Here is a 26,508-nt window from a genome sequence, read left to right as displayed (position 1 = left end):
CCCGCCAGGGCGGACGGGCTCGCCTTCAACCGCGCAGCCGGGGCACGCCGTGTTCGTCGCGGTCTTCGATCACCGCTTCGTCGAGGATCTGCTGGCGCAGGCCGCGTCCACCGATCGGCGTGACGGCTTCGCCGCGCAGTGCGCGCAAGGCATTGGCGTAACACTGGCTGGCACGGGTGTCGTCGCCGGCGGCAGTGAAGCCGTGGCCGAGTTCTTCCCAGGCGTCATGCCCGGCGCCCTGCGCGAGGGCGCGATGCAGGAATTCCTCGGCCTGCGGCCATTGGCCTTGCGCTCGCGCCAGTCGCGCCAGTGTGATCAGCAGCGCCGGGCTTGCCGGATGCGCCTGCAGCCAACGCTCGGCATTGGCGCGTCGCTGTTCCAGCCGTCCCAGCGGCAGCATGCCGTAACGCGCGATCAGGTCGTCGTGCCATTGCGCGTCGATCGCATGTTCGAGCGCGCTGGTTGCGGCGGCGTCCCAGCGCAGGTCGACGGCGCGGTCGGCATAGGCGATGACCACGCCGTGATCGGCCTTCAGGGGCTTGGGCAGGCGATCCCAGAGATCGGCCAGGACGTTGGCGTCGGACGCTTCCAGCAGGGCTGCACGTGCCCACTCGCGTTCGCGCTGGTCGAGTTGCAGGTCGGCGAGCGCGCGTTGCTGGCGCAGCGGACCCAACAGTCCGTAGGCCTGCCCGGCCTGGCCATTGCGAGCCAGGATGTCCGAACGCAGCACCAGTCCACGCGGGGGCAGCGGCTGCGCGCTCGGCGCATCCAGGGCGGCCAGTGCATCCAGGTCGCGGCCTTGCGACAAAGCCAGCTCGGCCCGCGCGACGGCCTGGGCGCCGGGGTGGCGATCGTTGAAGCCCTGGAGGTGGGCCCGCGCCGCCTCGCTGTCGCCACGGGCGATCGCGGCATGCGCGGCACCGACGCGCGCGGCGACTTCCAGTCCCGGATCCTCGCTGGCCTGCGCCAGCAGCGTTTCGGCGCGCGCATGGTGGCCCAGGTGCAGCGCATCGAAGCCCTCGCCGATGCGTGCGCGTGCGCGCAGGTCGCGGCGGCGTCCCCAGGTCCGGAACGGCAGGCTCAGCAGCCACCAGACCAGCCACAGCGCCAGCAGGATGCCCAGCAGCAGCGCGACCGCCTTGAAGACCGTGGTGGTGTAGTCGAAGCCGCGCCAGCGCACCAGCACGTGGCCCGGATCCTGGGACAGCAGCAACTGCGCAAGCAGTGCGCCGACCAGCGCCAGCACGCACCAGAACAACAGGTTGCGGAACAGTTTCATCGCAGCTCTCCAGCGGATTCCAGCGCGACCATCGCACGGATGCCGTCACCGGCCTGTGCAGTGGCTGAATGCGAGCCGGCCGGCACCATGCCGGCCTCAGCGCGCGCTGCGCTGGACGCGCAATTGTTCCAGCGTGCTGCCCAGCGTCGGTAACTCGACGGCCAGCGGGAGTGCCTGCAGGGCACGCAACTGCCGGCGCAGCGCCTGCTGCTCGGGCGAAACCGGCCACAACCGTGCGACCCAGCCGTCGGCGCGCGCCAGCGATGCGCGCGTCGCGGCCTGGTCGCGGCGTTCGATCGCGGCCTGGGCCAGCGTCAGCTCCAGGCGCAGCGCGGCCAGTCCGGCCGCGCGATCGGCCGGTTCCACCGCGATCGCGGTCGCGCTGGGGCGCACATCGACGAGGCGGCTGAACGCACGTTCCCACCACGCGGCGGCGGGATCGGCGGGGCCATCGTTGCGGACCGGCAGCGATGGCAGCGTGGCCGCGAAGGCTTCGAGCCGGCCGGCCGCGACCGACTTGGGATCGTCGCCGAGAGCATCGAGTGCACTGCGCTCCTGGGTCAATGCCTGGCGCAGGTTGAACCAGGCCGGATCGGCGATGCCTTCGAGCAGCTGCGCGGCGATCGCGTAGACCCGGCGCGCGCCATCGAGGTCGCCCTGCAACTGCAGGCGCTGCTGGCCCTGCGCGAGCAGGATCTCGACTTCATCCAGGCGCAGTGCCTGCATGCCGCTGCGTTCGGGATCGGCGAGCTTGTGCAGGTTGTCCTCGACCAGGGCCGCGCGCTGGCCCAGGCCGAGCAGTTCATCGCGCAGCACGCGGTTGGTCGATTCGGCCTGCTGCAGGCGCGATGTCTGCGCGCGCAGGTCGTTGCGCAGGTGGTCGACGCGCTGCTCCAGCGCATCCACGCGCTGGAGGGTGCCGTCGGCGTCGGCGCGCAATGGCAGCCGGCCGCCGTACCAGGCATAGGCGATCGCGCCCAGCAAGGTCAGCAGGCATAGCACCAGCAACCAGGCCAGCACGCTGCCGCGCCGCCGCGGCGGCGCCGATGCAGGGGCCGCAATGGCAGCGGGAGTCTCTGGCGGAGCAGCGCCAGCGGGAGCAGCAGAAGGAGCGGGGGAATCCATGCGCAGGGTCATCTGGGGGAGGCGGGGCATCCGTGCCGGGTCCGTAAGTACGACGGATGACGCAAATGCTAGGCCGAAGCGGACCGGGTGGCTATGCCAGCGCGTCTGCGGCGGCCTCGAGCAGGCTGGCCGGGCGCGCGTCGCGGGCCACGACCACGCGCGAAAACCCCTGTTGCCGGGCCAGTTCGGCCAGGCGCGCGCTCGCAGCCAGCACCAGCGCGCCACGCAGGCGTGCGTGCGTGGCAGCGTCGAGCTGCGGCAGCAACTGCGCAAGCGCTTCCTGGCTGCTGAGCGCCAATAGAAGCGGCGCGCGTCCGTTGCGGAGCCTGGCCAGTGCCTGCGCGTTGGCCGCGACCGGTACGCGGGCATAGACATCCGCGCGCAGGACGCGTGCGCCGCGTTGTTCGAGGGTGCGCGCGATGACGCCGCGTCCGCCGGGCGCGCTGACCATGCCGACCGGCTGCCCCTGCAGCGATGCCAGCGCGGGCAGCGCCAGCAGGCCTTCGCTGTCCATGCGGGTCGGCGCCTGGACCTGGGCGATGCCGGCGCGTCGCAATGCCGCGGCGGTACCGGCGCCAACCGCCAGCCACTGCTGGCCGGGCCGGGGAGACAGGCCGCGGAGGCGGACCGCGCCGCGCACCGCCGCCGGACTGGTGAACAGTACGGTCGCTGCCGACAGCGCCTGGCGCAGGCCGTCGCGGGTGGCCGCATCGTCGTGGAATGCCAGCCGCCACGGCGACAACGCCAGGACCTGGACGCCATGGCGCGCGGCGGCACGGCGCACGGCGGCATGGCCGCCGACCGGGCGCAGCGAGACCAGCCAGTGGGCGGGCAGCGGGAGGGCGGGCAATGGGGAAGAAGCCGGGGCGCCGGACATCGGGGGCCTGTACTCGATCGGAAAGTCGTGCGCGCTGCAGCGGCGGGCCCTGCCAGCTTGGTGGCTGGGGTCGGCCCCCGCAAGCCCGTCCGGTCCCGGCGCCATGACGGACGCAATCGGCTGAGGACCTGTTCACGATCTGTCGCGAGCGCAGCCAGGTGGCGCGTGGCGGAGCACAGAAAGCGCAGTGTACGTGCAGGTACATGAGCATTTCGAGCACCGCACGCGCGCCAGATGGCAAGCGCAGCAAGATCGTAAACAGGTTCTAACGCCTTGCTCGGGTCGATCGCGCACAATATGCGCCCCACCTTTGTCCGGGTTCGCATGACCAGCCAGGCTTCACTGCGCGCAACCAGCCCTGTGCGCACTCCGACGGGCGCCCCGTCCTGCGACCCGATGCGCGACTTCATCGCCCATTACCAGTCGATGCCGCCGGTCGCGGCGATGCAGGTCAGTGTCGCCGGCTACGACGGCAAGTGCCTGCGCCTGCACGCGCCGCTGGCCCTGCACGTCAACGACAAGGGCTCGGCGTTCGGTGGCAGCCTGGTGTCGCTGATGACGCTGGCGTCCTGGGGCTTGGTGACGCTGCGGCTGGCCGAGGCCGGCATGGATGCCGAGGTCTATGTCGCCGACAGCGAAGTCCGCTATCTGTCGCCGCTGCTCGACGACCTGGAGGCCGAGTCGCAGCTGGCCGACGACGAATCCTGGGACACCTTCCTGTCGACGCTGCGCCAGCGCGGCCGCGCGCGGACCACGCTGGTGTCGCGCGTGGCGCTGCCCGACGGCCGCCTGGCCACGACGTTCCGCGCGCGATACGCGGCGATCGCCCGGCGCTGAGAATCTGCCGCCGCCCGGCCACGGCAGATCGCCGGCGCCGGGAGGTACGATGATGGACCGATCCGGAGCGACCAGACGATGCGTGGAACCTGCCTGCAGAGACTGAGCACATGGCTGTTGCTGGCCTTCGCCGCGACCTGGCTGGGCGGTTGCGCCAGCGCCGGTACGGCCAAACAGGGCGACGCACTGCAGACCGCCCAGTACGCCTGGTCGGCGGCGATCCGCTGGGGCGACTTCGAGGGCGCGCTGAACCTGGTCGACCCCCGCTACCGCGAGGCGCATCCGATCACTGCGCTGGAGCTGCAGCGCTACGAGCAGATCCGGATCTCGTCGTACCGCGAGGGCGCGAGCCGGGCCGGCGAGTCGGAGATGCAGCGCGACGTGCAGATCGGCGTGGTCAACCGCCACAACATGGCCGAGCGCACCGTCCGCTACACCGAGCGCTGGCGCTACGACCCGGTCGCCAAGGCCTGGTGGATCGCCGATGGCCTGCCCAACCTGTGGGCCGGCGAGTAGCCGCGACACCCGCGGCATGGCGTCCGGTCGGGTATGCGACAATCGCCGCCCGCTGTCCTCGCCCCCTGACTGCCTGTGAACCTTGAAGCACTGCTGGCCTTTTTTGGCCGCCAACCGATGTTGTCGCTGCTGCTGGCGGCGCTGACCGTCGCGATCATCGTCAACGAGATCCTGCGCCTGACCCGCGGGTTCAAGACCCTGCGTCCGGCCGAGGCCACGGCGCTGATCAACCGCGAGAACGCGCTGGTCATCGACCTGCGCGCCATCGCCGACTTCGAGAAGGGCCACATCCCGGGTTCGAAGAACGTGCTGATGAGCCAGTTCGATCCGGAAAACAAGCAACTGGCGCCGGCCAAGGCGCTGCCGGTGGTGCTGGTCTGCAAGACCGGCCAGACCGCCAACGACGCCGCCAAGCGCCTGCGCAAGGCCGGCTTCAGCCAGGTCTTCGTGCTCGATGGCGGCATCGCCGGCTGGCAACAGGCCGATCTGCCTCTGGTGAAGGGCCGTCGCTGACCCCATTGGGATCATGTCCCTGCGTTTGCGCCGCCCCGCGATCCATACCCCGTAATGCGATAATCGCCCTCTTTTAGCCGTCTCACTGTTGGAGTGACCACCCCGATGTCCGACCAAGCCCCGAACGGCGCCGCCGCGCCCGCACAAGCCAACGGCCCGCAGTTCAGCGTGGAAAAGATCTACGTCAAGGACGTCTCGTTCGAGTCGCCGAAGGCCCCGCAATCGTTCAACGAGCAGGCCCAGCCGCAGCTCAACATGAACCTGAACCAGCGCGTGCAGCGCCTGGGCGAGAACGCCTATGAAGTGGTGCTGGCGATCACGCTGACCTGCTCGGTCGGCGAAGGCGAAGGCAACACCATCTACGTGGCCGAAGTGCAGCAGGCCGGCGTGTTCGGCCTGGCCGGCTTCGAGCCCAACGTCATCGACGCGCTGCTCGGCACCCAGTGCCCGAACGTGCTGTACCCGTACGCCCGCCAGCTGATCGGCGAGCTGATCCAGGCCGGTGGCTTCCCGCCGTTCCTGCTGCAGCCGATCAACTTCGACGCGCTGTACGCCGAAGGCCTGCGCCAGCGCCAGGACCAGGCCGGCAACGGCGGCGACCTCGCCGTCAACAGCGAGACTGCAGGCAACGCCTGAGTCATGACGGTGGCGTCGAACCCGGCCGACCTGGCAGACCAGGCCGGCTCCGCGACGGCCCCGCCGTCGGTCGCCGTGCTCGGGGCCGGCTCCTGGGGCACCGCGCTGGCCGCGCTGATCGCGCGCCACGACATTCCCGTCACCCTCTGGGGGCGGGATGTCGCCATGGCGGACGCGATCAACACCCGCCACGAGAACACCCGCTACCTGCCGGGCATCCCGTTGCCGCCGGCGTTGCGCGCGACCACGGACCTGGCCGACGCCGTACAGGGCGCCGACCTGCTGCTGGTCGTCGTGCCCTCGCATGCATTCGCCGAGACGCTGGCGCTGGTCGCGCCGCTGCGTCCCGCACATGCCGGCGTGGCCTGGGCGACCAAGGGCTTCGAGCCCGGCTCGGGACGGTTCCTGCATGAAGTGGCCGGCGACGTGCTCGGCCCGGACGTGCCGCTGTCGGTGGTCACCGGTCCCTCGTTCGCGAAGGAAGTCGCGTCCGGCCTGCCGACGGCGCTGACCGTGCATTCCGACGATCCCGACTTCGCCCGCCAGGTCGCCGAGGTGCTGCATGGCCCCGGTTTCCGCGCCTATACCGGCGACGACATGCGGGGTGCCGAGCTCGGCGGCGCGATGAAGAACGTGCTCGCGGTCGCCACCGGCGTCGCAGATGGCATGGCGCTGGGCCTCAATGCGCGCGCAGGCCTGATCACCCGCGGCCTCAACGAAATGCTGCGCCTGAACATCGCGATCGGCGGCCGTCCGGAAACCCTGATGGGGCTGGCCGGCTTGGGCGACCTGGTGCTGACCTGCACCGGCGACCTGTCGCGCAACCGCCGCCTCGGCCTCGCGCTGGGCCGTGGACAGGGCATCGACGAAGCCGTCCGCGAGATCGGCCAGGTCGTCGAATCGGTGCAGACCGCCGATGAAGTCATGCGCCTGGCCGACCGCCACCGCATCGAACTGCCGATCGCCAGCAACGTCCGCGACGTTCTGCATGGCGACATCACCCCGGCCGAAGGCCTCGCACGCCTGATGGCACGCGAGCGCAAGGCCGAGTACCCGAGCAAGCTGTTCGACTGATCGGACGCCGGTTTTTCTTCAGGTCGCGCATGAAAAAACCCGGCCGTTTCCGGCCGGGTTCCAGGTTGCGATCGTCAGCTCGGGAAAGCGTGCCCCGGCCGATCGCGTCGTGAGCGGGAAGCGGGAGGGAGCTCCCCGCTCACGGACCGGCAACGCTTACCAGCTGAAGCGCGGGCCGATGAACCACTGCTTGTCGCCGCCCTTGATCAGCTTGACGTCGCTGCTGACGCCCCAGTTCTGGTTGAACTTCCACTGCGCGCCAAGGCGGCCGTAGAAATCGCCATCGGTCTGGTCGCCGTCTTCATAGCCGGCCAGCGCATAGCCTTCCAGCTGCGGCAGCAGGGCGCTGCGCGCGCCGACTTCCACGCTCCAGCCATCGCTGTCGAGGCCGCTGCCGAAATCGAGCTTCTCGTAGGCCACGCGGGTCAGCAGGTCGGTGCGCTGGGTCAGCGCGTGGTTGTAGCCCACGCCCAGGCGCCACTGGTCGAAATCGAGGTTGCTGTTGTCGAATTCCTGGTTGCTGTAGTCGCCGAACACGTGGAAGTTCGGGTGGAACGCGACCGATGCCTTGACGCCGAAGCCGTCGGCATCGGGCAGGCCCTTCAGGTCGGTCTTGGCGTAGCCGCCTTCGACATAGTTGTACGACACGCCCTCGGCGGCGGACGCAGCGAACGGAGCGGCAACGAGCAGGGCGACGGTCAGGGCAGCGGGGGCAAGCAAGGAAACTTTCATCTGGAAAACCTCATGTTTCTGCGTTATGGGCCCGTCCGGAAGGTGGGGGAGAGCCGGTCGAAACCAGCAGCCATCCGGGCAGGTGAACGCATTCTCACCATTGTGAAATAACGCAAACTGAATACTAAACCGAGGAGTTCAGGAACCTTTCAAGGTCCGGTGTTGTCCGCAGCGCCCGCGAATCCGGACTGCCGCCAGGCCTCGAACGCGACTACCGCGACCGCGTTGGACAGATTCAGGCTGCGATTGCCCGGCCGCATCGGCAGACGCAGGCGCTGGCCCTCCGGAATGGTCGCCAGCAAGGCATCGGGCAGGCCCGAGGTTTCCGATCCGAACACGAACGCGTCGCCAGGCAGGAAGCGCGGCTGGTCGTAGCGGACGCTGTTGCGGGTGCTCAGTGCGAACACGCGCGGTGGCTTGATCGCCGACAGCGCTGCGGCGAAATCCGCATGCACCTGCAGGCTGGCGTACTCGTGGTAATCCAGGCCGGCGCGGCGCAGCTGGCGGTCGTCGAGATCGAAGCCCAGCGGCTGCACCAGGTGCAGGCGCGCACCGGTATTCGCGCACAGGCGGATCACGTTGCCGGTGTTGGGCGGGATTTCGGGCCGGTGCAGGATGATGTCGAACATGCCGACATTATCGGCGGACAGCGGTGCGATGGGTTCGTATACGGTCGACGATCGCGACCGGCCTCACCAGGCGACCGTCTCGCCCTGCCAGTCTAGAAAACGCCCGCTGTCTTCGGACTGCAGGGCGTCGATGACGTCGAGCAGGCCAGCGGCCGAGGTCTGGGGCGTGATCTGCGCGCCTTCGCCACCCATGTCGGTACTGACCCAGCCCGGATGCACGCAGGCCACGACGATGCCGCGATCGTGCAGGGCGCGCGCGAGCTGCGCGCCGACCATGTTCAGCGCTGCCTTGCTGACTGCGTAGCTCGGCGTGCCGAAGCGCGCGACCTGGCTGACCGCGCCCAGCTGGGACGACAGGTTGACCACGCGTGCGCCGTCGACCAGCAGTGGCGCCAGCGCCTGGGTCAGCAGCAGCGGCCCCAGCGCGTTGGTGCGGAAACTGTCTTCGAAGTTGGGGGCGGTCAGCTTGCCGAAGCGTTCGCCCGAATGCAGCACGCCGGCGTTGTTGATCAACAGGTCCAGGCGTCCTTCCTCGCCGAGCACCAGCGGCAGCTCGCGGGCAAGCTCGTCGTGGCTCTTGGGTGCGGCGACATCCAGCGGCAGCACGTGCAGGCGACCCGGATGGTGTCCGACCAAGGTGTTCAGCGCCACCGCCTTGCCGGGGTGCCGGCAGGCGGCGACGACATGGTCGCCACGCGCCAGCAGCCGATGGCAGAAGGCCAGGCCCAGTCCGCGGTTGGCACCGGTGACCAGGACGTTGCGAGCGGCGTTGGCGCGGGGTGCCTGCATGACCGCAGTCTGCCACCTGCGGCGTGATGCCGTTGCGCGCATGCTCAGCCGCACACCACCACAATGCGGCTCGCGCTACCCTGTCATCCCCATCCGCCGAGGCCCGTCATGCGCAAATTGCTGCCCACCCTGCCCCTGATGCTGATCCTGAGCGGCTGCACCTGGGTCCACATGGCCCCCGGTGCGAGCGCTGTGAAGGTGCTGAATGCGGCGCCCCAGGGCTGCGAGAAGCGGGGCGAGGTCGAGGTCTCGGTCAAGCACAGCGTGGCCTTCGTCGACCGTAACGCATTGAAAGTACGGGACGAACTGGAAACCCTGGCGCGCAACGAGGCGCCCGGCCTGCAGGCCGACACGATCCATCCGCTGGCGCCGCCGGCCGGTGGCGCGCAGAGCTTCGCGGCCTGGCGCTGCGGTCGCTGAGGCGTCGCCCATACGCTGGCGAATGCGAAAGAACGGCGAAGCCAGTACCCTATGCGGCTGTTTTCCTGATTCTCCGGCGGCCAGCCCATGCTGTTCCAACACGTAGCCATCGCCGGCCTGGCGCATATCGATGCCCCGCGCCGACTGTCTTCCGATGAAATCAACGCGCGCCTGAAGCCGACGCTGGACAGGCTGGGCATCCGGACCGACGTGCTCGGCGATATCGCCGGCATCCACGCCCGCTACCTGTGGGAAGACAACGTCCTGGCCTCCGACGTCGCCACGCTGGCCGGCGTCAAGGCGCTGGCCGATGCCGGCATCGATCCGGACAAGGTCGGCCTGCTGGTCAACACCTCGGTCAGCCGCGACTACCTGGAGCCGTCGACGGCCAGTATCGTCAGCGGCAACCTCGGCCTGTCCGACACCTGCCAGAACTTCGATGTCGCCAATGCCTGCCTGGCCTTCATCAACGGCATGGACATCGCCAGCCGGATGATCGAGCGCGGCGAGATCGATTACGCGCTGATCGTCGATGGCGAGACCGCGAACCTGGCCTACGAGAAGACCCTTGAGCGCCTGAGCAGCGTGGACGCGACCGAAGAGCAGTTCCGCAACGAAATGGCGACGCTGACGCTGGGCTCCGGTGCCGCCGCGATGGTGCTGGCGCGTTCCGAACTCGCGCCCGGCGCGCCGCGCTACAAGGGTGGCGTCACCCGCGCCGCGACCGAGTGGAACAAGCTGTGCCGCGGCAACCTCGATGGCATGGTCACCGATACCCGCCTGCTGCTGATCGAAGGCGTCAAGCTCGCGCAGAAGACCTTCATCGCCGCGCGCCATGCGCTGGGCTGGGTGGCCGAGGAGCTCGACGAGTTCGTGATCCACCAGGTCAGCAAGGTGCATACCGCTGCGTTCACCAAGGCGATGGGCATCGACCCCAAGAAGGTCATGACCATCTTCGGCGAGCACGGCAACATCGGCCCGGCCTCGGTGCCGATCGTGCTCAGCAAGCTGCGCGAGATGGGGCGCCTGAAGAAGGGCGACCGCGTCGCGCTGCTGGGCATCGGATCGGGCCTGAACTGCTCGATGGCCGAGGTGGTCTGGTAACCGCAGTCTGGTACAACAGACTGGCTGCATGGGTTGCCAGTGTTGAACTGGCCATCGCGCGCATCGGCGGCCGCGCTGTGCGCGGCCCATCGCGAACCGGCGGCGCACAGGCGCTGCTTCCGTCGACGTCAACGGGGAACTTCGATGCCTGAGAGACTGCCTTCCCACCTGCAGCTTGCGCTGGCCTCGGTGCCGGTGTTCACCGATGACGGCCGGCTCGACATGGCCGAAGTCGAGCGCCTGCTGGCGCTCGCGCTGGCCGACCACCAGCTCGACGACGACGAGAAGCGCGTGCTCGACAACATCTTCGCGCGCGCGACCGGCGACGGCGTCGATGCCGAGGTGCAGGCCCGCATCGACGCGATCCGCGAGGCGCACGGGCTGTCCTGATGCCCGCGCCTGCATGCATGCCCACGCCGCCTGGGGCGGACGCCCCTGCAAGGCCCCGTCCATGACCTGCGCACGCCCGACATGATCTATCCCGACTACCCGTTCACCCCGCAGCGCTTCAACGTGCGCCCCGGCATCGCGATGTCGTACCTGGACGAAGGTCCGCGTGATGGCGAGGTCGTGGTGATGCTTCACGGCAATCCGTCTTGGAGCTATTACTGGCGCCGCCTGGTGTCGGCGCTGAGCGCACCCGTGTCCGGCAAGGCGTACCGCTGCATCGTGCCCGACCACATCGGCATGGGCCTGTCCGACAAGCCCGACGATGCCGAACGCGCGCTGCCGCGCTACGACTACACCCTGCAGTCGCGGGTGGAAGATGTCGCCGCGCTGCTCGAGCACTTGGGCATCACCGGTCCGGTGACGCTGGCGGTGCACGATTGGGGCGGCATGATCGGTTTCGGCTGGGCGCTGTCGCATGCCGCGCAGGTCAAGCGGCTGGTCATCACCAACACCGCTGCGTTCCCGATGCCGAAGGACAAGCCGATGCCGTGGCAGATCGCGCTGGGTCGCGATTACGTGCTCGGCGAGCTGGTGATCCGCGGGTTCAACGCGTTCTCTTCCGGTGCGTCGTATTTCGGCGTCGAACGCAGGATGCCGACGGACGTCCGCCGCGCCTACGTGGCGCCGTACGACAGCTGGGCCCACCGCATCTCGACGATCCGCTTCATGCAAGACATCCCGCTGTCGCCGAAGAACCGCGCCTGGGCCCTGCTGGACGCGGCCGGCAAGGCATTGCCGACGTTCGCCGACCGTCCGGCCTTCATTGGCTGGGGGCTGAAGGACTTCGTGTTCGACCGCCACTTCCTCGATGGCTTCCGTGCCGCGCTGCCGCAGGCCGAGGTGCACGCCTTCGACGATGCCGGGCACTACGTGCTCGAAGACAGGCACGAGGTCCTGGTGCCGGCGATCCGCCGCTTCCTGGACGCCAACCCTCTCGACGCGAGCGCGGGCTGACACGCGCGTGGACCTCGACGCGCTGGACCGGACCCTGCGCGACAGCGCGCAGGACTTCACCCTCGACAACCACGAGAAGTTCGAGCTGCGGCAGATCGGCCAGCAGCTCGATGCCGGACGCATCCGCTTCCTGCGCAATCGCGCCTTCGACATCGCGCGCGACGCGATGCGTACCGAGCCGGCGGCAGCGATGGACGTCGTGCGCTGGCTGGAACAGGTGGTCAAGACGCTGGACGTAGCCGGCGAACGCGCGACCACGGTCTCCAGCGCCTATTTCTCGCCCGGCGATACCTGCCTGCGGCGGCTGCGCGAGCTGATGCGCGCCTGCCGGCAGACGCTGGATGTCTGCGTGTTCACGATCGCCGACGACCGCCTCAGCAAGGAGATCCTGGACTGCCACGCGCGTGGCGTGGTCGTGCGCGTGATCAGCGACAACGACAAGCGCCACGATGCCGGCAGCGACATCGACCCATTGATCGCGCGTGGCGTGCCGGTGCGGCTCGACGACAGCCCGTACCACATGCACCACAAGTTCGCGCTGTTCGATGGCCGCCTGCTGGCCAACGGCAGCTTCAACTGGACCCGCAGCGCGACCGTCAACAACGACGAGAACCTCGTGGTCAGCGACGATGCCAACCTGATGCGGGTCTTCGGGCAGCAGTTCGAGACGCTCTGGCAGCGCTTCGCCTGACTCGGCACGGAACCTGTTCACGAGCTGTCGCGAGCCCCGCATGCGCGCCAGATGGCAAGCGCGGCAGATCGTAACAGGTGCTCAGGCCGCGATCGGCGGCACCCGTGGCGGCATCGGCGACGAAGGATCGTTGTCGTGGTCATTGTCGCCGGCAGTGACATCATTGGCGGCCTCGTCACGCCAGCGCCAGTCGCTTGCGGTCAACGCCGGCATGCCATGCGCGATGCGCGCCTTGTCGCATTGCGCGCTGGCGACGCCGAATTCCCAGGACGCATCCACCTCACGGCAGACGCTGGGCCGCTGTGCATGGATCGAACAACGCGAATACACGCCGATGTCGGCGTCCAGCGCGACGCAGCGGATCGGCGCCGAGTACGTCCCGCGCATGCACAGCCGGTGCGTATCCAGCGGTTCGGTCAGCGCGCTGGGCACGCCGCCTTCGACCGCCGCATCGGATTCGAGCCAATGGAAGGCCACGCGGTATTGCGTGCAGCAGGCGCCACAGGTCAGGCAGGGGTGCATGGGGGGCGCGGACGGGAGGTGACGATGCGCATTTTTCGGCCTGCGACCGCCGCAGCGCAAGTCCCCGGCGCACGCCGGCCGCCGGTGCCAAGGGAGAGGTCGGCCGCGATTGCCCTGCCAGGACGCCTCGGGGATCATCGCGCCAGCGGCACAGTGGACATCATGCCGCCACTGGCGCCCACCTCGGCGTTTGCCATCCCTTGCTCCGCCGCCCCACCAGGAACCCTTGCCCATGACCGACGCCAAGCCCGCCGCCACGCCCGTTCCGACCGTCCAGGCCAGCAGCGATGCCGCGCCGTGGCGGGTCGCCCTGCGCGACGAGGGCGGCCACCTGTGGCATGCCGACGAACCAGCCGTATTCGGCGGCGCGGACACCGCGCCGACGCCCGACCAGCTGCTGCTGTCGGCGCTGGGCGCCTGCACCGCGATCACCGTGCGCATGTACGCGCAGCGCAAGCAGTGGCCGCTGGACGGTATCGACGTAGTGCTGCAGCTCAACCCGGGCGGCAAGCCGGGCGATGCCAATGCGATCGATCGCCGCATCACATTGCGGGGCGCGCTCGACGACAGCCAGCGCCAGCGCCTGTTGCAGATCGCCAATGCCTGCCCGATCCACAAGCTGCTGACCGGCGAGGTCCGCGTCGAGACCGGGCTGGCCTGATGACGCGCAGCGCCTCCGACCGGCAGGCCACGCGGCGACCGGCGATAATCGCAGCATGAGTGCACCCTGCAATATCGCCGCAGCGCTGCCGCGGCTGGCGGCGGAACGTCCCGATCAGGTCGCGATGCATTGTCCCGGCGCGGATGGCCGCTATGGCATCCGTCTGACCTATGGCGAGCTGGATCGCCGCAGCGATGCGATCGCCGCCGGCCTGGCCTTGCGCGGCATCGGTCGCGGCACCCGCAGCGTGCTGATGGTGCGTCCGACGCCGGAATTTTTCCTGCTGATGTTCGCGCTGTTCAAGGCCGGCGCGGTGCCGGTGCTGGTCGATCCGGGCATCGACAAGCGTGCTTTGAAGCAATGCCTCGACGAGGCGCAGCCCGATGCGTTCATCGGCATCCCGCTGGCGCATGTGGCCCGCGTCGTGCTCGGTTGGGCGCGCAGCGCAAGCGTGCGCATCACGACCGGACGTAGGCGGTGGTTCGCGGACGCGACGCTGGCCGAGGTCGAACGCGACGGTGCCGGCGCACCGCCCCAGGCGCTCGGCACCGATGGCGACGACATCGCCGGCATACTGTTCACCAGCGGCTCGACCGGCGTGCCCAAGGGCGTGGTCTACCGGCACCGGCATTTCGTCGCCCAAGTCGACATGCTGCGCAACGCCTTCGGCATCGTGCCCGGCGGCGTCGACCTGCCGACGTTCCCGCCCTTCGCGCTGTTCGATCCCGCGCTCGGGCTGACTTCGATCATCCCGGACATGGATCCAACCCGGCCTGCCAGCGCCGATCCGCACAAGCTGCTGGGCGCGATCGAGCGCTTCGGCGTCGACCAGCTGTTCGGCTCGCCGGCACTGATGCGCGTGCTTGCCGACCATGGCCAACCCTTGCCGATGCTGAAGCGGGTGACCTCGGCAGGCGCGCCGGTCCCGGCCGACGTGGTCGCGACGATGCAGCGCCTGTTGCCCGAAGACGCCGGCTTCTGGACGCCTTACGGGGCCACCGAATGTCTGCCGGTGGCGGTCATCGAAGGACGCGAACTGATCGCGCTGCGCGAACGGACCGAGCGCGGTGCCGGCACCTGTGTCGGCCGGCCGGTCGCGCCCAACGATGTGCGCATCATCGCCATCCAAGACGCCGCGATCGCGGACTGGTCGCAGGCCGTGGTGTTGCCTGCAGGGCAGGTCGGCGAGATCACCGTGGCCGGTCCCAGCGCGACCGACATGTATTTCAACCGCGACGCGCAGACGCGGCTGGCAAAGATCGCCGAGACGACCGCGGACGGCGCCCGACGCATCGTGCACCGCATGGGCGACGTCGGCTATTTCGATGCAGAGGGCCGGCTCTGGTTCTGCGGTCGCAAGACACAGCGCGTTGAGACCGGCGACGGACCGCTGTACACCGAGCAGATCGAGCCGGTGTTCAACGCGCATTCGCAGGTACGGCGCAGCGCGCTCGTCGGCATCGGCCCCGCCGGCCGGCAACGTGCCGTGCTGTGCGTCGAACTGCACGCGCGCGTACCGGCGCGCGACCAGGCGCGCATCGTCGATGCACTGCGCGCGCTCGGCCAGGCCTTCCCGCCGGCCGCGCGGATCGATACCTTCCTGTTCCATCGCGGCTTTCCGGTGGACATCCGCCACAACGCCAAGATTGGCCGCGAGAAGCTGGCCCTCTGGGCAGCGACGCAACCGGGCGCAAGACGGTGACGGCAACGCATGACGTTCGGCGAATGACGAGGCGGGAGAGGCAGGTATGAAGATCCTGGTCACGGGCGGTGGGGGGTTCCTCGGCCAGGCGCTGTGTCGCGGCCTGGTCGAACGCGGCCACGAGGTCTCCAGCTTCAATCGCGGGCACTACCCCGAACTTGATGCGATCGGCGTGCGCCAACTCCGTGGCGACCTCGCCGACGGCGCTGCCGTCATGGCAGCGGCGCAGGGCTGCGAGGCGATCTTCCATAACGGCGCCAAGGCCGGCGCCTGGGGCAGCTACGACAGCTATCACCAGGCCAATGTCGTCGGCACCGACAACGTGCTGTCGGCCTGCCGCGCACAGGGCATCGCGCGGCTGGTCTACACGTCCACGCCCAGTGTGACCCATCGTGCAACCCATCCCGTCGAAGGCGGCACCGCCGACAGCGTGCCCTACGGCGAAGACCTGAAAGCGCCGTATGCGCAGACCAAGCTTCTCGCCGAGCAGGCCGTGCTCGCCGCCAATGGCCCGACGCTGGCGACGATCGCACTGCGTCCGCGCCTGATCTGGGGGCCGGGCGACCAGCAGTTGCTGCCGCGCCTGGTCGATCGCGCCAGGGCAGGCCGGCTGCGGCTGGTGGGCGGTGGCCACAACCGCATCGACACGACCTATATCGACAACGCCGCACAGGCGCACTTCGACGCGTTCGAGCACCTCGCGCCGGGTGCGGCCTGCGCGGGCCGCGCCTACTTCATCAGCAATGGCGAACCCAGGCCGGTCCGCGAGATCGTCAATGCATTGCTGGCCGCAGCCGGCGCGCCGCAGGTCACCGCTTCGATTCCGTTCGGCGTGGCCTACGCGATCGGCGCGATCTGCGAGACGGTCTGGCCCTGGCTGCGCCGTCGCGACGAACCTCCGATGACGCGGTTCCTGGCGGAGCAGTTGCAGACGACGCATTGGTACTCGATGGAACCTGCATGGCGCGATTTCGGCTATGTGCCGAAGGTGTCGATCGAGGAAGGGTTGCGGCGATTGCGGGATGCTTGCGGGCGAGAGAGTGGTTGAAAAGGGGGGGAGGAATGGCGGTGAGACACGGGCGCGCTGCGGCGCGTTACGAGAGGCCAGCGCATAAAGGCTGAGGGGGCGCGGAACCTGCATGGCGCGATTTCGGCTATGTGCCGAAGGTGTCGATCGAGGAAGGTTTGCGGCGATTGCGGGATGCGTACGGCCAAAGTGAGCGATCAGAAGTCTAGGCCCCGGCGACGCCGACGTTCACAGCAGGATCATCCCGCTGAACACTGCGCGGCGACCCTGAAGCTGCGTTCACTTGGCGACGACTGCCACTGCGAGAAGGTTCACCCGTACCTGTCCTGATCGACGCACCGATCAACACAACCGCGGGAGTTCACCATGCTTAGTTATGCCGTCATTTTTCTCGTCGTCGCCATCATTGCCGGCGTGCTTGGTTTCAGCGGCATCGCCGGTGCAGCCACCAACATCGCCTGGATCCTCTTCATCGTGTTCCTGGTGCTGGCCGTGATCTCGATGCTGCGCGGCAAACGGGTCTGACCCGGTTGCCGATGTGTCGCCCGGCGCGAGGTCCGGCTGGCGCGTGATGCGTCGCCCGCCAAACCGGCACGCGATGCCGACAAGCCCGCCGCAAGGCGGGTTTGTCGTTTCCGGGAACAGGTGTGCGGACGGCAGGCGTCGATGCCGGCAGGTCCTGGCGCCCGTGTCCGGCGGCTGTCCTGCCGGCGACGATGGCGAGGCTACAATGCGGTATGGCTGAATCTTCCTTTTCCCCGTTCTCCGCGCTGAAGCCGATGGCCGGCCGCGCGCTGGAGATCGCGCTCAACCAGGCGCTGGCCCTGGACACCGAGACCCGCGAGGCGTTGCGCCGGCTGGACGGTCGCCGGATTGTGCTGGCGCTGGCATCGCCGCCGGTGTCGATGCAGTTGCAGGTCGAAGGCGACCGCCTGGCAGTCGGCCCGGTCGCAGGCGAGGATGAGCCCGACCTGGAAGTGCGCAGCACGCTGGCCGGCGTGCTGTCGCAGCTGCGCGCGGTCGTCGGCAGCGACGCGCGCCGCGATGCCGCGCCGCCGATCGGCAAGGTCCGGGTCTCGGGCGACGCCGAACTGGCGAGGCAGCTGCAGCGCCTGGCCGAGCGTTTCGACCCGGACTGGCAGCGTCCGTTCGTGTCGGTCTTCGGCGAGGTCATCGGGGTGCAGGTCGCCCAGGCGTTCGCCGGGGCATTGCGCCAGGCTCGCGCCGCCGGGCAGGCCTTCGCCGAGAGCGCCGCGGAGTACGTGACCGAGGAATCGCGCGACGTGGTCGCGCGTGGCGAGCTCAACGCCTTCCATGACGATGTCGACCATCTGCGCGATGCGGTGGAGCGGTTGGCGGCCCGGATCGCGCGCCTGCCGGCCACGTCAGGGGCCATGGGCATGGGAGCACAGCATTGAAGACGATCCTGCGCGCGACGCGGATCGGCCGGGTGCTGCTGCGCTACCGGCTCGACGACCTGCTCGACGATACCGCCGCCGAGCGTTGGCTCAAGTTGATGCGGCCGTTCGTGCCGCGCGCGTCGGCCGCGATCGCGGCGCAGTCGCGCGGCGCCCGCCTGCGCCTGGCGCTGCAGGAGCTGGGGCCGATCTTCGTCAAGTTCGGGCAGATCCTGTCGACCCGCCGCGACCTGCTGCCGATGGACATCGTCGACGAGCTGGCGCTGCTGCAGGACCGTGTCGCACCGTTCGATGGCCAGACCGCGCGCCGCATCGTCGAAGCCGAACTGGGCGCGGTCGACACCGCGTTCGCCGCGTTCGACAACGAGCCGCTGGCATCGGCCTCCATCGCCCAGGTACACGCGGCGACGCTGCCCCCGGTGGACGGCAAGCCGCCGCGCGAAGTGGTCGTCAAGGTGTTGCGCCCGGGCATCGAGAAGCAGATCGCCGGCGATATCGCGTTGCTTGGCAGCCTGGCCGCACTCGTCGACCGCACGCACCCCAATGCCGACAAGATCCGTCCGCGCGAGATCGTCGCCGAGATCGAAAACACGCTGGCCGCCGAGCTCGACATGCAGCGCGAGGGCGCCAATGCTTCGGTGCTGCGGCGCTTCTGGCTGGACTCGCCGGACCTGTACGTGCCCGAGCCGATCTGGTCGCATACCAGTCAGCGCGTACTGACCATCGAGCGCGTGCGTGGCATCAACAGCGATGACATCGCCGCGCTGGACGCCGCCGGCATCGACCGCAAGGCGCTGGCCGCCAAGGGTGTGCGCGTGTTCTACACGCAGGTGTTCCGCGACAACTTCTTCCATGCCGATGCGCACGCCGGCAACATCTGGGTCGACGCCACGCGCCAGGACAATCCGCGCTTCATCGCGCTGGATTTCGGGATCATGGGCCAGCTCTCGAGCGAGGACCAGTACTACCTGGCCGAGAACTTCATGGCGATCTTCAACCGCGACTACCGCCGCATCGCCGAGCTGCACGTGCAGGCCGGCTGGATGCCGTCGTACATCCGCATCGACGAACTCGAGGCCGCGGCGCGTTCGGTCTGCGAGCCGTACTTCACGCGTCCCCTGTCCGAGATCTCGCTGGGTGAAGTGCTGGGCAAGCTGTTCCGCACTGCGCAGCGTTACGAGCTGACCCTGCAGCCGCAGCTGATCCTGTTGCAGAAGACCCTGCTGAGCATCGAGGGCATCGGACGGCTGCTGGATCCGAAGATCGACATCTGGGCGGTCGCGCGCCCGGTGCTCGAACGCATCCTGGTCGAGCGTTACAGTCCGCAGCGGCTGACCGCCGAGTTCCGCAAGCGCCTGCCCGAGATGATCACGCACGCGCCCGACATGCCGCGGCTCGCGCATGCCTGGCTGCGGCAGCAGGTCGAAGGCCAGCACGAGCTGAAGATGCGCTCGCACGATCTTGCCGATCTCAACGCGACCATGCAGGCGATGCAGCGGCGCGTGGTCGCGTCGATCCTCGGCGTCGGCCTGCTGATCGTCGCGGCGGTGATGTATTCGCTGGAAGCCGGCGGCCCGCGCATGTTCAGCATCCCGGCGGCGTCATGGATCGCCGGCATCGGTGGTCTCTGGGCGATCCTCGCGGCCTGGCCGAGGCGCTCGCGCTGAGTGGAGGCAGCGGCCGGGTGCCGCTGGAAGCGCCACCCGGATCCGATGGCTGGAACAGACCTGCTGGCGCTGCCGCGGGACGCCTTCAGTACCGCACTTCACCTGTGGGGACGGGCTGCAGGCGCACCAGGCCGGGCGTCGATGTGTCGACCAGGATCGGATAGGCATCGCGCAGCGCGCCAAGGAACGCGTGCATGCCGTCGTTGCGGAAGACGCCGGTGATGTGGACGTCCGACAATCGTGCATCGGTCAGCACGATCTGCCGGTGGCTGTAGCGGTTGAACTCGTCCACCACCTCCCGCAGGGACGCGTCATCGAAGACCAGCCGTCCGGACAGCCATGGCGGCGCGCCGGCGCCGGGCAAGGCTTCGACCAGGGGCCGGTTGCCGTGATCCGGACCAAGACGGGCCTTGTGGCCCGCCAGCATCGCCACCGCGGTGCCGGCCCCATCGCCCGTCGACAGCATCACCTTGCCCTCGACCAGCAGGACCTCCATGTCGCCTTCGTGGCGATAGACCTCGAACTGGGTGCCTACCGCACGGACATCGCCGTGCACGGTCTGCACGAACAGCGGGCGCGCTTCCTTGGCGACCTCGAAAAACGCGCGGCCCTCGTCCAGGATCAGCCTGCGCTCGCGTTCCGAGTATTCGACACGCAGCCGCGTGCCGGTATCGAGCGTCACCCTCGTGCCGTCTTCGAGCGTCATCCGGCGCTGCTCGCCGATCGCGGTGACGTACTCGAGCGCGGGCTCGTCCACCGGCAGCAACGTCCAGGCGCCAACGGCGGCCATGGCGACCGCTGCCGCCACCGCGAGGGCAGCGATCCAGCGGCGAGGCCGCCTGCGGGCGCTCGCGGTGGCTGGCGCATCGCTTCGCACTGCGGTCGCCAGTCGCCTACCAATGTCCGGTGCCGGTGCATGCTCGCCCAGCGAGGACCACAGCCGTTCCAGCCGTTCATAAGCTGTGCGATGGCGGTGGTCGGCATTCGCCCAGGCCTGCCACTGGCGGCGATCGGCTTCGCTGACGTCGTCCGCACGCAACCGCGCGAACCAGGTGGCCGCCTGGAGACGGATCGGATCGCCGCCATCGATCAACTCGAGGTCAGTCGTCATGATTCGCCCAGTTTTGTGTCCAGATGCAGCATGGCGCGCATCATATGTTTTTCCACCGCACTCACGCTGATCTCCAACCGCTTGGCGATGGCGCTGTAGGTCAGTCCATCGTAGCGCTGCAGCAGGAAGACCTGATGACAACGCGGCGGCAGCTCGTCCAGTGCCTGCAGGAAACGTTGCAGGCGCGCCTTGTCATCGTAGACGCGCTCGCAGGAAGGTTCCTCACTTGGCCAGGCCTGCACGATCGAATCGATCGGGACATGGTCGGCCACCTGGTGGCTGCGATCGCGCCGGAACCGGTCACGCAGCAGGTTGGAGGCAATGCGCAGCAGATAGGCCTCCGCGTTGGCCAGGCCGGCGATGGTGTCCGCGGATTGCTGGCTCAGGCGCGCAAGGGTCTCCTGGGTGAGGTCCTCGGCGTCCTCGCTCGAGGAAAGATGGCGCGAAAAATACCGCATCAGTGCCGGTCGGTGACGCTCGGCCAAACGATCGACGGCGCGCCCGGTCGGGCACGTTGGGGAAGGCGCGTCGGCCTTCCCTGAAACGGGAGGAGTCATCTTCGGTCGGGGCGCGGGCAACGGCTGGCGTGTCCGAACCCTACGTGAGTCCTGGATCGCGGGCAAGGTGAGGGATCGGGCGCTACCTGCGTCTACCCGCATAGAAGGAGCCGTTATCTGGACCACGGACGACCCCACCCCACATCCGAGCATCGAGGGATCTACATGGCAATTGGCAATAGCAGCAGCGGCGTTCGACGCCATTCACAGCACCCCCTGGCGATCGCCCTCGCGGCATCGCTGGGACTGATGGCGTGCGCAACCGCGCTGCCGTTGATGGCACAGGACCCGGCGCACAGCTACGCCCTGCCAGCGCAGCCGCTGAGCACCGCGTTGACGCAGCTGGCCATCGCCTCCGACCGCCAGATCATGGTGCCGCCGGAGCTGGTTCGCGGCTTGAATGCCCCGGAGATTTCCGGCCGCTACACGTTGTCGCAGGCGCTGTCGTTGTTGCTGGCCGACACCGGGCTGTCCTATCGCGACCTCGATAGCGAGGTCATCATCATCGCCGCGGAGCAACCGGCCACGCCCCAGCAGGCGCCGGCCGCACCGATGCCCGTGCCCGCGAAAGGCGCGGACGCGAGCGGGGCGACGAATCTGGATGTCGTGCGGGTCACGGGCTCGCGCATCGACCGTCCCGACTTCGTGTCACCGACGCCGATCCTGCCGATCAGCGCCGAAGAGCTGAGCCTGAACATGCGCACCAACGTGGGCGCGGCACTGAACGACCTGCCGCAGTTCCGCGCGACCAGCTCGCCGCAGACCACCGGTTCCAACACCGGCGCCGGCAACGCGCCGGTCGACCTGCGCGGCCTGGGCATCAGCCGCACGCTGGTCCTGGTCGATGGCCGCCGCGTGTCGAGCGACAACGATCTCAACACGATCCCGTCGATCCTGGTGAAGTACGTCGACGTCGTCACCGGCGGCGCGTCCGCGGCCTGGGGTTCGGGCGCGGTCGGCGGCGTGGTCAACATCACCCTCGACCATGACTTCACCGGCGTGAAGTTCGGTGCACAAGCCGGCCAGTCGACCTATTCCGACGGCAAGGAAAAGCGTTTCGAGGCCGCCTATGGCACCGACTTCGCCGATGGCCGCGGTCATTTCCTGATCGGCGGTGAATTCCTCGACAACGACGGCATCGTGCCGCGTACCGCGCGTGCCAATGCCGGGCGCTGGTCGACGCTGAGGAACGCGGCGGGCCAGCTCGAGTTGATGCCTGACGTGGGCTTCGCGGATGCTTCCATCGGGGGGCTGATCGTTCCGCAAAGCACGACTGACAACTTTTCGCTGATTGGCCAGACCTTCAATCCGGACGGCTCAATGCGCGATTTCAACTTCGGCTATCGCGTGGGTCCGCTGATGAGCGGCGGAGAAGGTCCTTCCAACGACAACTTCAGCCCGCTGAGCGCGCCGCAGAAGCGCTATTCGGCCATGGCCAGTGTGCGTTACGACCTGACCGACGAGGTCCGCATGACCGTCGATCTGCGCCATTCGCGCATGTACAACCACTACATCTGGTTCGGCGACCATAGCCGCGGAACCAACTTCACGACGATCGGTATCGACAATGCGTTCCTGCCGACGGCGGTCCGCGATGCAATGCTGAACGAAGGCCGCAGCTCCATCCAGATGGGCCGCTTCAACAACGACATCAACTACCCGCACATCGATTTCGAGCGCAAGACCACCCAGGCCACGCTCGCGTTCGACGGCTACACCGGCGACAGCTGGCGCTGGAGCGCCTACTACTCGCATGGCGAGGCCGAGCAGAACTTCGACACCCCCGGCTTCATCCTGCGCGATGCCTGGGCCAATGCGGTCGATTCGGTCATCGATCCGGTGTCCGGCAATCCGATCTGTCGCGTCACCCTTGCCAATCCGAGCGTCTACTGCGCGCCGATCAACCTGTTCGGCGAAGGCTCGCCGTCGCAGGAAGCGATTGACTACGTGACCGGCACCCCGAGCCAGCGCTCGATGGTCAAGCTCGACGTCTTCGGCGCCAGCCTGCGTGGCGAACCCTTCTCGATGCCCGCCGGTCCGGCCTCGGTTGCGGTCGGTATCGAGGCGCGCCGCGAGTCGATCGACCAGCGCGTCGGCGAACTGGACGCCGCCAAGGCCTTCCGTTCCTTCAGCTTCAACCCGATGCAGGGCAGCTTCACGGTCAAGGAAATGTTCGGCGAAGTGCTGCTGCCGATCGCCAAGGACCGACCGGTCCTCAACGATCTCGCGATCAATGCCGCCGCGCGCGTGTCCGACTACTCGACCACCGGTTCGATCTGGTCGTGGAAGCTGGGCGCCACCAATGAGTTCTTTGAAGGCTTTCGTGGCCGCATCGCACGCTCGCGCGACATCCGTTCGGCCAACCTGACCGAGATGTACACCACCAGCACCACCGGCTGGAGCACGGTGTTCGATCCGTTCACCGGGCGCACCGACTCCGTCCTGGTCAATGGTGGCGGCAACGCCAACCTGACGCCTGAAACCGCCGATACGCTGACCTTCGGCGTGACCTGGTCACCGCAGTCGGTCGAGGGACTGGACCTGTCGGTCGACTACTTCGACATCCAGATCAAGGACGTCATCACCACGATCGGCCTGAGCGACATCATCGGGCGTTGCTTCGCGGGCAATGCCGCGCTCTGCGCCCGCATCGAACGTGATGCCAGCGGACAGATCAGCCGTGTGATCTCGACGTACACCAATCTCTCGGAGTACAAGACCGACGGCATCGACTTCGAAGTCGCCTACCGTCGCCCGGTGACGCTGTTCGGTGTCGGCGGCACATTGAACACGCGCACGCTGGCGACCTGGACCAACAGCCTGACCACCGATGATGGGGTCAACCAGATCGAGTACGTCGAATCGCAGGGCTATGCGTTCGGGCTGGGCGTGCCGAAGTGGCGTGCGGTCAGCAGCCTGGGCTTCACCAGCGACCGGTTCTCGGCCAATGTCCGCGCCCGCTACATCTCGGCCGGCCATTACGACCGCAACCAGGCGATCGTCAACGGCGCGATCGGAAGCTATGTCTACTACGATCTGGGCGCCAGCACCCGGGTGGGCGAGGGCAAGCAGGTCGAGCTGTACGCCGCGATCAACAACGTGACCAACAAGGAGGCGCCGATCGGATCGACGTTCTCGCCGTACTACGACGTCATGGGTCGCTATTACACCGCCGGCCTGCGCCTGAACTTCTGACCGGTCTTCCCGGTTCCCACCTCATCATCAAGATCGCGAGGATTGCATGAAACATTCGATGCTGACCTTCCTCGGTTTGACCCTGATGGCGACAGCAACGGCCGCGCAAGCGGCCGTTGCTGTTCCTGCCGCCGTGGTCGCCGATGGCGTACCCGATATCCCCGAGCAGACCGTGCACGACACGCGCACCTACCTGGAGTTCCGCAGCGCCAACTTCCTGGGCTGGAATCCCGCCGACCGCTCGATGCTGGTCAAGACCCGCTTCGGCAGCACCGACCAGCTGTTCCAGGTCGCGGCGCCGGGCAGCGCCCGTCGCCAGATCAGCTTCGAGAACGAGCCGACGCCGTTCGCGACGCACGCACCCGGTGGCGGCGATGTGCTGGTGGTCCAGAAGGACACTGGCGGCGACGAGTTCTACCAGCTGTACCGGCTCGACAACGGCAGCCTGACGCTGCTGACCGACGGCAAGAGCCGCAACTGGTTCGGCAGCTGGAGCCGCGACGGCCGCCTGCTGGGCTATGCGTCCAGCCGTCGCAACGGTGCGGACATGGATCTGTACGTCGTCGATCCGCGCGACCCGTCGACGGATCGTCGCGTGGCCGAGGTCAAGGGCGGCGGCTGGAACATCAGCGACTTCTCCGCCGATGGCCGCAAGGCGCTGGCGATCAACCGCCTCGCGATCAACCATGCCGTGGTGACCGAAGTGGATCTGGCCAGCGGGCGCATGCGCAACCTGACCGATGCCCGGCAGGCCGTGTCCTATGCCGATGCGCACTATGCTGCCGACGGCCAGATCTGGGTGCTGTCCAACCGCGATGCCGACTTCGTCCGCCTGGGCAAGCTCGACCCGCGCAAGGGCAGCTTCAGCGCGGTCAGCCGCGAGCCGAAATGGGACGTGACCGACTATGCGGTGGCGGCCGACGGCACGTTCGTGGTCTATGCCATCAACGATGCCGGCGTGTCGCGCGTACGCGTGCTCGATACCGCCAGCGGCAACGTGCGCAACGTGGACGGACTGCCCAATGGCACGCTGCACTGGAGCTTCGGCCAGCTGCTGCAGATCGCGCCCTGGGGCGAGATCGGGCTGAGCCTGTCGTCGGCCAGCGTGCCGGGAGACACGTTCTCGATCGATCCCGGGACCCTGGAGGTCAAGCGTTGGACTTTCAGCGAATCCGGTGGCCTCGACGTGAGCCGCAACCGCGAGCCGGAACTGGTCGACATCAAGAGTTTCGATGGCGAGGCGATGTCGGGCTTCCTGTATCGTCCGGACCCGGCGAAGTTCCCCGGCAAGCGTCCGCTGATCGTCGATATCCATGGCGGTCCGGAAGGGCAGAGCCGTCCCGGTTACCTCGGGCCGGACAACTACCTGGTCAACGAGCTCGGCATCGCGATCTTCATGCCCAACGTGCGTGGATCGTCGGGTTATGGCGCGCGTTTCCTCAGCCTGGACAACGGTCCGTTCAAGCGCGAGGACTCGGTCAAGGACATCGCGTCGTTCCTGGATGCACTGGCGGTCGATCCCGCGCTGGATGCCGACCGTTTCGCGGTCTATGGCTTCAGCTACGGCGGCTACATGTGTTACGCCTCGGCGGTGCACTACAGCGATCGCCTGCGAGCGGCCAGCTGCGCGGTGGCGATCTCCGATTTCGTGACGTTCCTGGAGAACACCCAGGCCTATCGTCGCGACCTGCGCCGGGCCGAATACGGCGATGAGCGCGATCCTGCGCAGCGCGCCAAGCTCGCGGAGATTTCGCCGTTGCGCAATGTCGACAGGATCCGCATCCCGCTGATGGTCGCCACCGGTGGCAACGACCCGCGCGTGCCCGCGTCGGAAGCCGACCAGATCATCAAGGCGGTGCGCGACAATGGCGGCGAAGCCTGGCACGTGCTGGCCAGGAACGAGGGTCATGGCTTCCACAAGCGCGAGAACCGGGACTTCATCTTCTGGAGCGGCGTCGAGTTCTGGAAGCGGTTCCTGCTGTCCCCCGACACCGCCCGCAATCCCGCCCGCCCACAATGACA

The 26,508-nt window shown here is 68.2% G+C and carries 27 protein-coding genes; 18 read left to right on the top strand and 9 right to left on the bottom strand.

What is annotated here, in order from left to right:
• Window positions 1-25: 25 nt before the first annotated feature.
• From ACYX7E_RS01360 to ACYX7E_RS01350, 3 genes are all read right to left on the bottom strand, one after another.
• Window positions 26-1,279: a heme biosynthesis HemY N-terminal domain-containing protein gene (locus ACYX7E_RS01360; RefSeq protein ID WP_462078736.1), complete on the bottom strand. Its 1,254-nt coding sequence runs from the start codon at window positions 1,277-1,279 to the stop codon at window positions 26-28.
• A 96-nt stretch (window positions 1,280-1,375) separates the two neighbouring features.
• Window positions 1,376-2,299, bottom strand: a complete 924-nt coding sequence (locus ACYX7E_RS01355; RefSeq protein WP_462078735.1) for a uroporphyrinogen-III C-methyltransferase — start codon at window positions 2,297-2,299, stop codon at window positions 1,376-1,378.
• Between the two features lie 196 nt (window positions 2,300-2,495).
• Window positions 2,496-3,281: a uroporphyrinogen-III synthase gene (locus tag ACYX7E_RS01350; RefSeq protein WP_462078734.1), complete on the bottom strand. Its 786-nt coding sequence runs from the start codon at window positions 3,279-3,281 to the stop codon at window positions 2,496-2,498.
• 396 nt (window positions 3,282-3,677) lie between these two features.
• On the opposite strand from ACYX7E_RS01350, the gene ACYX7E_RS01345 reads away from it, so the two are divergent.
• The 5 genes from ACYX7E_RS01345 to ACYX7E_RS01325 all read left to right on the top strand — a co-directional run bounded on the left by ACYX7E_RS01345 (window position 3,678) and on the right by ACYX7E_RS01325 (window position 6,857).
• Complete coding sequence (locus tag ACYX7E_RS01345) at window positions 3,678-4,118, top strand: YiiD C-terminal domain-containing protein (protein ID WP_462078733.1); 441 nt, start codon at window positions 3,678-3,680, stop codon at window positions 4,116-4,118.
• A 78-nt stretch (window positions 4,119-4,196) separates the two neighbouring features.
• On the top strand, window positions 4,197-4,634 hold the full coding sequence (locus ACYX7E_RS01340; RefSeq protein ID WP_462078732.1) for a hypothetical protein: 438 nt from the start codon (window positions 4,197-4,199) through the stop codon (window positions 4,632-4,634).
• A 75-nt stretch (window positions 4,635-4,709) separates the two neighbouring features.
• The gene (locus tag ACYX7E_RS01335) at window positions 4,710-5,147 is read left to right on the top strand and encodes a rhodanese-like domain-containing protein (RefSeq protein WP_462078731.1); all 438 of its coding nucleotides are present in this window, start codon (window positions 4,710-4,712) and stop codon (window positions 5,145-5,147) included.
• A gap of 105 nt (window positions 5,148-5,252) precedes the next feature.
• Complete coding sequence (gene secB / locus ACYX7E_RS01330) at window positions 5,253-5,783, top strand: protein-export chaperone SecB (protein ID WP_462078730.1); 531 nt, start codon at window positions 5,253-5,255, stop codon at window positions 5,781-5,783.
• Window positions 5,784-5,786: 3 nt separating this feature from the next.
• A complete protein-coding gene (locus tag ACYX7E_RS01325; protein ID WP_462078729.1) occupies window positions 5,787-6,857 on the top strand; it encodes an NAD(P)H-dependent glycerol-3-phosphate dehydrogenase in 1,071 nt (356 codons plus the stop codon).
• 156 nt (window positions 6,858-7,013) lie between these two features.
• Here ACYX7E_RS01325 and ACYX7E_RS01320 read toward each other — a convergent pair whose 3' ends face one another.
• The 3 genes from ACYX7E_RS01320 to ACYX7E_RS01310 form a co-directional block, all read right to left on the bottom strand.
• Window positions 7,014-7,589: an OmpO family porin gene (locus tag ACYX7E_RS01320; protein ID WP_462078728.1), complete on the bottom strand. Its 576-nt coding sequence runs from the start codon at window positions 7,587-7,589 to the stop codon at window positions 7,014-7,016.
• Window positions 7,590-7,738: 149 nt separating this feature from the next.
• Window positions 7,739-8,218 (bottom strand): tRNA (cytidine(34)-2'-O)-methyltransferase, encoded by a 480-nt coding sequence (locus ACYX7E_RS01315; protein ID WP_462078727.1) that lies wholly within the window; start codon window positions 8,216-8,218, stop codon window positions 7,739-7,741.
• A 63-nt stretch (window positions 8,219-8,281) separates the two neighbouring features.
• Complete coding sequence (locus ACYX7E_RS01310) at window positions 8,282-9,007, bottom strand: SDR family oxidoreductase (RefSeq protein ID WP_462078726.1); 726 nt, start codon at window positions 9,005-9,007, stop codon at window positions 8,282-8,284.
• A gap of 108 nt (window positions 9,008-9,115) precedes the next feature.
• Between ACYX7E_RS01310 and ACYX7E_RS01305 the strand changes: the two genes are divergently transcribed.
• From ACYX7E_RS01305 to ACYX7E_RS01285, 5 genes are all read left to right on the top strand, one after another.
• The gene (locus ACYX7E_RS01305; protein ID WP_462078725.1) at window positions 9,116-9,427 is read left to right on the top strand and encodes a DUF4156 domain-containing protein; all 312 of its coding nucleotides are present in this window, start codon (window positions 9,116-9,118) and stop codon (window positions 9,425-9,427) included.
• Window positions 9,428-9,514: 87 nt separating this feature from the next.
• A complete protein-coding gene (locus tag ACYX7E_RS01300) occupies window positions 9,515-10,531 on the top strand; it encodes a 3-oxoacyl-ACP synthase III (protein ID WP_462078724.1) in 1,017 nt (338 codons plus the stop codon).
• A gap of 144 nt (window positions 10,532-10,675) precedes the next feature.
• Window positions 10,676-10,921 carry a hypothetical protein gene (locus tag ACYX7E_RS01295; protein ID WP_462078723.1) on the top strand — a complete coding sequence of 82 codons (246 nt, stop codon included), beginning with the start codon at window positions 10,676-10,678 and terminating at the stop codon, window positions 10,919-10,921.
• A gap of 81 nt (window positions 10,922-11,002) precedes the next feature.
• Complete coding sequence (locus ACYX7E_RS01290; protein WP_462078722.1) at window positions 11,003-11,935, top strand: alpha/beta fold hydrolase; 933 nt, start codon at window positions 11,003-11,005, stop codon at window positions 11,933-11,935.
• A 7-nt stretch (window positions 11,936-11,942) separates the two neighbouring features.
• The gene (locus ACYX7E_RS01285; protein WP_462078721.1) at window positions 11,943-12,626 is read left to right on the top strand and encodes a phospholipase D-like domain-containing protein; all 684 of its coding nucleotides are present in this window, start codon (window positions 11,943-11,945) and stop codon (window positions 12,624-12,626) included.
• A gap of 81 nt (window positions 12,627-12,707) precedes the next feature.
• On the opposite strand, the gene ACYX7E_RS01280 is transcribed toward ACYX7E_RS01285, so the two are convergent.
• A complete protein-coding gene (locus tag ACYX7E_RS01280) occupies window positions 12,708-13,148 on the bottom strand; it encodes a YkgJ family cysteine cluster protein (protein ID WP_462078720.1) in 441 nt (146 codons plus the stop codon).
• Window positions 13,149-13,380: 232 nt separating this feature from the next.
• Here ACYX7E_RS01280 and ACYX7E_RS01275 point away from each other — a divergent pair, with 232 nt between their 5' ends.
• The 6 genes from ACYX7E_RS01275 (at window position 13,381) to ubiB (ending at window position 19,623) form a co-directional block, all read left to right on the top strand.
• Window positions 13,381-13,809 (top strand): OsmC family protein, encoded by a 429-nt coding sequence (locus ACYX7E_RS01275; RefSeq protein ID WP_462078719.1) that lies wholly within the window; start codon window positions 13,381-13,383, stop codon window positions 13,807-13,809.
• Between the two features lie 55 nt (window positions 13,810-13,864).
• Entirely contained in the window at window positions 13,865-15,511 is a 1,647-nt protein-coding gene (oleC, locus tag ACYX7E_RS01270) for an olefin beta-lactone synthetase (protein WP_462078718.1), read from the top strand.
• Between the two features lie 46 nt (window positions 15,512-15,557).
• Window positions 15,558-16,559: a 2-alkyl-3-oxoalkanoate reductase gene (gene oleD / locus ACYX7E_RS01265; protein ID WP_462078717.1), complete on the top strand. Its 1,002-nt coding sequence runs from the start codon at window positions 15,558-15,560 to the stop codon at window positions 16,557-16,559.
• 345 nt (window positions 16,560-16,904) lie between these two features.
• Complete coding sequence (locus ACYX7E_RS01260; protein ID WP_462078716.1) at window positions 16,905-17,063, top strand: DUF1328 domain-containing protein; 159 nt, start codon at window positions 16,905-16,907, stop codon at window positions 17,061-17,063.
• A 212-nt stretch (window positions 17,064-17,275) separates the two neighbouring features.
• Complete coding sequence (locus ACYX7E_RS01255) at window positions 17,276-17,956, top strand: ubiquinone biosynthesis accessory factor UbiJ (protein WP_462078715.1); 681 nt, start codon at window positions 17,276-17,278, stop codon at window positions 17,954-17,956.
• Entirely contained in the window at window positions 17,953-19,623 is a 1,671-nt protein-coding gene (gene ubiB / locus ACYX7E_RS01250; RefSeq protein ID WP_462078714.1) for a ubiquinone biosynthesis regulatory protein kinase UbiB, read from the top strand. The genes ACYX7E_RS01255 and ubiB overlap by 4 nt, the downstream gene beginning before the upstream one ends.
• A gap of 85 nt (window positions 19,624-19,708) precedes the next feature.
• Here ubiB and ACYX7E_RS01245 read toward each other — a convergent pair whose 3' ends face one another.
• Together ACYX7E_RS01245 and ACYX7E_RS01240 are read right to left on the bottom strand one after the other, a co-directional pair.
• Window positions 19,709-20,734 (bottom strand): FecR family protein, encoded by a 1,026-nt coding sequence (locus ACYX7E_RS01245; protein ID WP_462078713.1) that lies wholly within the window; start codon window positions 20,732-20,734, stop codon window positions 19,709-19,711.
• Entirely contained in the window at window positions 20,731-21,291 is a 561-nt protein-coding gene (locus ACYX7E_RS01240; RefSeq protein WP_462078712.1) for an RNA polymerase sigma factor, read from the bottom strand. Before ACYX7E_RS01240 ends, ACYX7E_RS01245 begins: the two co-directional genes overlap by 4 nt.
• 165 nt (window positions 21,292-21,456) lie before the next feature.
• Here ACYX7E_RS01240 and ACYX7E_RS01235 point away from each other — a divergent pair, with 165 nt between their 5' ends.
• Window positions 21,457-24,486 (top strand): TonB-dependent receptor domain-containing protein, encoded by a 3,030-nt coding sequence (locus ACYX7E_RS01235; RefSeq protein WP_462078711.1) that lies wholly within the window; start codon window positions 21,457-21,459, stop codon window positions 24,484-24,486.
• A gap of 46 nt (window positions 24,487-24,532) precedes the next feature.
• Complete coding sequence (locus ACYX7E_RS01230; RefSeq protein ID WP_462078710.1) at window positions 24,533-26,506, top strand: S9 family peptidase; 1,974 nt, start codon at window positions 24,533-24,535, stop codon at window positions 26,504-26,506.
• Window positions 26,507-26,508: the final 2 nt, after the last annotated feature.

This window comes from Luteimonas sp. RIT-PG2_3 (genome assembly GCF_054902115.1).
Note: the sequence above shows the minus strand (reverse complement) of the source record. Positions and strands in the feature narration are given on the sequence as shown.

Coding starts and splice junctions, on each gene's coding strand:
- ACYX7E_RS01360 (WP_462078736.1), bottom strand. CDS start 1,279: ATGAAACTGTTCCGCAACCTGTTGTTCTGGTGCGTGCTGGCGCTGGTC.
- ACYX7E_RS01350 (WP_462078734.1), bottom strand. CDS start 3,281: ATGTCCGGCGCCCCGGCTTCTTCCCCATTGCCCGCCCTCCCGCTGCCC.
- ACYX7E_RS01345 (WP_462078733.1), top strand. CDS start 3,678: ATGCGCGACTTCATCGCCCATTACCAGTCGATGCCGCCGGTCGCGGCG.
- ACYX7E_RS01340 (WP_462078732.1), top strand. CDS start 4,197: ATGCGTGGAACCTGCCTGCAGAGACTGAGCACATGGCTGTTGCTGGCC.
- secB (WP_462078730.1), top strand. CDS start 5,253: ATGTCCGACCAAGCCCCGAACGGCGCCGCCGCGCCCGCACAAGCCAAC.
- ACYX7E_RS01325 (WP_462078729.1), top strand. CDS start 5,787: ATGACGGTGGCGTCGAACCCGGCCGACCTGGCAGACCAGGCCGGCTCC.
- ACYX7E_RS01320 (WP_462078728.1), bottom strand. CDS start 7,589: ATGAAAGTTTCCTTGCTTGCCCCCGCTGCCCTGACCGTCGCCCTGCTC.
- ACYX7E_RS01315 (WP_462078727.1), bottom strand. CDS start 8,218: ATGTTCGACATCATCCTGCACCGGCCCGAAATCCCGCCCAACACCGGC.
- ACYX7E_RS01310 (WP_462078726.1), bottom strand. CDS start 9,007: ATGCAGGCACCCCGCGCCAACGCCGCTCGCAACGTCCTGGTCACCGGT.
- ACYX7E_RS01305 (WP_462078725.1), top strand. CDS start 9,116: ATGCGCAAATTGCTGCCCACCCTGCCCCTGATGCTGATCCTGAGCGGC.
- ACYX7E_RS01300 (WP_462078724.1), top strand. CDS start 9,515: ATGCTGTTCCAACACGTAGCCATCGCCGGCCTGGCGCATATCGATGCC.
- ACYX7E_RS01295 (WP_462078723.1), top strand. CDS start 10,676: ATGCCTGAGAGACTGCCTTCCCACCTGCAGCTTGCGCTGGCCTCGGTG.
- ACYX7E_RS01290 (WP_462078722.1), top strand. CDS start 11,003: ATGATCTATCCCGACTACCCGTTCACCCCGCAGCGCTTCAACGTGCGC.
- ACYX7E_RS01280 (WP_462078720.1), bottom strand. CDS start 13,148: ATGCACCCCTGCCTGACCTGTGGCGCCTGCTGCACGCAATACCGCGTG.
- ACYX7E_RS01275 (WP_462078719.1), top strand. CDS start 13,381: ATGACCGACGCCAAGCCCGCCGCCACGCCCGTTCCGACCGTCCAGGCC.
- oleC (WP_462078718.1), top strand. CDS start 13,865: ATGAGTGCACCCTGCAATATCGCCGCAGCGCTGCCGCGGCTGGCGGCG.
- oleD (WP_462078717.1), top strand. CDS start 15,558: ATGAAGATCCTGGTCACGGGCGGTGGGGGGTTCCTCGGCCAGGCGCTG.
- ACYX7E_RS01260 (WP_462078716.1), top strand. CDS start 16,905: ATGCTTAGTTATGCCGTCATTTTTCTCGTCGTCGCCATCATTGCCGGC.
- ACYX7E_RS01255 (WP_462078715.1), top strand. CDS start 17,276: ATGGCTGAATCTTCCTTTTCCCCGTTCTCCGCGCTGAAGCCGATGGCC.
- ACYX7E_RS01245 (WP_462078713.1), bottom strand. CDS start 20,734: ATGACGACTGACCTCGAGTTGATCGATGGCGGCGATCCGATCCGTCTC.
- ACYX7E_RS01240 (WP_462078712.1), bottom strand. CDS start 21,291: ATGACTCCTCCCGTTTCAGGGAAGGCCGACGCGCCTTCCCCAACGTGC.
- ACYX7E_RS01235 (WP_462078711.1), top strand. CDS start 21,457: ATGGCAATTGGCAATAGCAGCAGCGGCGTTCGACGCCATTCACAGCAC.
- ACYX7E_RS01230 (WP_462078710.1), top strand. CDS start 24,533: ATGAAACATTCGATGCTGACCTTCCTCGGTTTGACCCTGATGGCGACA.